3 protein-coding genes are annotated in these 3,716 nt (G+C 52.4%); 2 read left to right on the top strand and 1 reads right to left on the bottom strand.

Features of this window, described 5'->3' with window-relative positions:
- The first annotated feature begins 99 nt into the window (after window positions 1-99).
- Window positions 100-792, top strand: coding sequence for a hypothetical protein (locus KH813_RS06260; RefSeq protein WP_303994493.1), 693 nt, complete (start codon window positions 100-102; stop codon window positions 790-792).
- Window positions 785-2,101 (top strand): AMP-binding protein, encoded by a 1,317-nt coding sequence (locus KH813_RS06265; protein WP_303994494.1) that lies wholly within the window; start codon window positions 785-787, stop codon window positions 2,099-2,101. The genes KH813_RS06260 and KH813_RS06265 overlap by 8 nt, the downstream gene beginning before the upstream one ends.
- A 9-nt stretch (window positions 2,102-2,110) precedes the next feature.
- On the opposite strand, the gene recG is transcribed toward KH813_RS06265, so the two are convergent.
- Window positions 2,111-3,716, bottom strand: a 1,606-nt coding sequence (gene recG / locus KH813_RS06270) for an ATP-dependent DNA helicase RecG (RefSeq protein ID WP_303994495.1), incomplete at its 5' end; no start/stop codon positions are given.

The raw sequence follows: 3,716 nt of genomic DNA on the forward strand, positions 1-3,716 counted from the left end.
GATATTCTTACCTTTGTAGTTTATAACGTCTCTAGCATCACCACAGAAGATACATGCTGGTTCATATTTCTTTAAGATTATTTGTTCACCGCCGACGCGATGCTTCGCGGCGCTGAACGAGCGGTACAAGCACTTGGCGCGACACGCGAAGAGCTGGATGAGTTGGCGTTACAAAGTCATCAACGCGCATTAGCCAATGCCCAAACAGATACGTTAAAGAATTGGCTCGTGCCGGTGCCCGAATTAGCAAACGATGAATGTTTACGACCGCGCATGCGTTTACAACTTCTGCAACGCTTACCGTTGCTCTTAGGATCGGGCACACATATTACGGCCGGTAATGCCTGCCTGATTCATGACGGGGCGGCGTTTGCCATGCTCGCCGGTCAAGAAGCGATCGAACGGTACCACTTACGACCACTTGCCAAAATCATTGCGGTCGCGCAAGGCGCCAGTGATCCTTTACTGTCTCCGCTCGGTGTAAAGCGCGTCAGTACATTGGCATTGCAAGCGGCTCATTTGCAAATGGATGACATGGATACAATCGAATGGAATGAGGCGTTTGCAATCATTGATTACCTCTTTACACAATCGTATCCGCAGCTCGTCGAACGGTATAATCCGCTCGGCGGCGCGTTGGCCTACGGTCATCCTTACGGCGCCTCGGGGGCGATCATTTTGACCCACTTGCTGGCCCGCCTGCATGCTATCGAAGGCCGTTACGGATTGTGTGCCATCGCCGGCGCCGGCGGCACCGGTTGCGCCATAATCGTGGAGCGTTGCCATGAGTAATTTCATTCACCGCCTCCACCATTGGGCTGAAATACGTCCGGAAAAAATAGCGCTGCAAGTCGATGACAGAATGTATACCTATGCCGAATTGCTTCATGAGATCAACACGCTTGCTGCGAAGTTACCGTTTCCGCCCGGTAGCGGCGTCCTTATTCAAGAAACGGATCTCGCTCAGCAATGGTTGCTTTTTCTCGCGTCACGCAAAGCCGGTTTACGACCGGTCCTCTGCCACCCCGATTTACCGGCGGAAGATGTGCGAAACATTGCCGAGTCAAATGGTCTCTGCCTTTTTGACGGTACCATCGGCCCATCTGACGTGACAAAAATTCCGGCCACGGCGGAATTCGGTGTGCTGTCATCCGGCAGTACGGGGCTGCCCAAACTTTTTTGGCGGGAAGAACACAGCTGGACAGACTACTTCCCCATTCAAAATAAAATTTTTGGAATTAATGAAGGATCTCGCTTGTTTTTTCATGGCTCATTCAGTTTTACCGGGAATTTCAACTCGTTTGCCTGTGTATTTTGGGCCGGCGGGTTTGCCCGTACGATTTCCGCGTATACACCGCGCCGCTGGTGGCACATTCTCCAAGAGGAATCCATTAACACGCTGTATCTCCTGCCGGTAAAGTTGCGTCAGATTCTGCACGCGGCAAAAACGGATATTGCATCCTCTATGCGTGCTGTTTTTACCGGCTCGCAGTCGTTGGACAAAGAGCTTTCCGCCGCATTGCAAAATCATTTTCCGAAAGCGCTGATTACGTTATATTACGGCGCCGGTGAGCTGAACTATATTACCTATTGCCACATTGACGAGTGGGATCGGGAGCCGGGCATCGTCGGTAAACCGTTTCCGCAGGTCAGGGTCAGAATTAAGGATACGTCGATTTACGTGACAACTCCTTTCGGCGTTATCGGCAGCGATCACGAAATGACCCTCGGCGATACCGGTACATGGACGCCGCGCGGCAACATTCGTTTTACCGGTCGCTCCAATGCGGTGATTAATTACGCCGGACGTAAAATCTCCGTCGCTAAAGTCGAGGACGCATTGCGTGAAACGCCCTTGATCAAAGATGTTACCGTATTTGCTGTACCCGATACGAAGCGCGGTGAAGTGCCGGCTGCCGCTGTGGTTGTCGAACAAAAACAACCCCTTTCCGCATTGCGAAAAATGGCGCTGCGCTTACCCTCCATCGAGCGGCCGCGTTATTGGTTGCAATATGCGGAATTGCCGCTAAATTCCTGCTCTAAACCGGATATTCATGCCATGCTCGCCGATTGGCAATTCGCACAAAAAAAAGACGCGTAAGCGTCTTTTTTAATGCTGCAGCAATGCAAGAAATGCTTTCCCGAACCGTTTTTGTAATTCGCCAAGCAATACAGGATCACTTGTTTGAGCATAGCTTTCCGCCACTTCACGCGCTTTCACCAAGAGCGGTAAATCGCGAATAGGATCCGCCACTTTAAGATTCGGCAAACCATGCTGTCGATATCCGAAAAGTTCTCCCGTACCGCGCAGCAGTAAATCTTTTTCCGCCAACGTAAAGCCGTCCTGAATTTCGGTCATGTAACGCAAACGCTCCTGTGCCAGTTCCGTTCGGCTGTCACTTACCAAAATGCAATATGCCTGTGCGTTGCCGCGACCGACACGACCGCGCAACTGGTGCAGTTGCGCTAAGCCGAAACGCTCTGCGCCTTCCACGAGCATGACCGTCGCATTCGGCACATTTACGCCGACCTCCACCACGCTGGTGGCGACCAGCAAATGGTATTGGTGCTTGGCAAACGCTGTCATCACCGCCTGTTTGGCGTCCGCTTTTAACCCGCCGTAAACCAGACCGACGCCGAATTCGTGAAATCGATTTTTCAGCTCTTCGTATACCTCTACAGCAGCCTTTAAATCCATTTTTTCGGATTCTTCGACAAGCGGACAGACAACATAGACTTGGTGTCCCCGCTTCATTTCTTTCTCCAAAAAACGCAAAATTCGCGGCATATACGAGCGGTTCACCGCAAAAGTCTGAACCGGTTTGCGACCCGGAGGCATTTCACGAATAAGCGATATATCCAAATCGCCATATACGGACAAGGCCAATGTACGCGGAATCGGTGTCGCGGTCATGACCAACGTGTGCGGTGCGATCCCTTTTTCTTCCAAGCGCATGCGTTGTCGTACACCGAATCGGTGTTGCTCATCCGTCACGACCAGGCCCAGAGCCCTCAATTCCACGTCTTCTTCTAAAAGTGCATGCGTACCGATACATACCGTTACGCTACCGTCAAGCAGTCCGGCAAGAATATCTTCCCGCTCGCTTTTATTGGTTTTCCCCGTCAAATTGGCAACGCGGATACCGAGCGGTGCTAAGAGTGATTGCAGCGTTTCATAGTGCTGATTCGCGAGAATTTCCGTCGGCGCCATCAAAAGCGACTGGTATCCGTTTTCCGCCGCTTTCGTCATTGCAAGCGCCGCCACTACCGTTTTGCCGCTGCCGACATCACCCTGCAGTAACCGCCGCATCGGCAAGATCCCTTCCATGTCATCGCAAATATCCGCCAACGCTTTTTGCTGGTCGCCGGTCAAACGGTACGGTAAGGTTTGCATCAGCTGTCGAAAAAGATTACCGTTCGGTGCACATTTGATGCCGACGGCTCCTATCTCACGCTGCGCGCGCAAGCGCAAAACGCCAAGCTGTAAAAAGAAGAGTTCTTCAAAAGCCAACTCCTGCCGCACCGCGGTCGCCGTTTCCTGATTCGGCGGTTGGTGCGCAAGGCGCGTCACCTCAGCGCGCGAACGTAGGCCGAGCTGCTGACGCACATCCGCCGGTAATGTCTCGGGAATATCTTTTACCGCAGCCAATGCCGTTTGGATCCAACGCTCCAGACTTGCCGGCCGGATGCCTTCCGTCAAGCCATAGACCGGTTGC

The organism is Negativicoccus succinicivorans (assembly GCF_018373335.1).
In the GTDB taxonomy this organism is placed as follows: domain Bacteria; phylum Bacillota; class Negativicutes; order Veillonellales; family Negativicoccaceae; genus Negativicoccus; species Negativicoccus succinicivorans_A.

Excerpts from the sequence above, each read along its gene's own strand:
- KH813_RS06265 (WP_303994494.1), top strand. The coding sequence starts at position 785 with ATGAGTAATTTCATTCACCGCCTCCACCATTGGGCTGAAATACGTCCG.
- KH813_RS06260 (WP_303994493.1), top strand. The coding sequence starts at position 100 with ATGCTTCGCGGCGCTGAACGAGCGGTACAAGCACTTGGCGCGACACGC.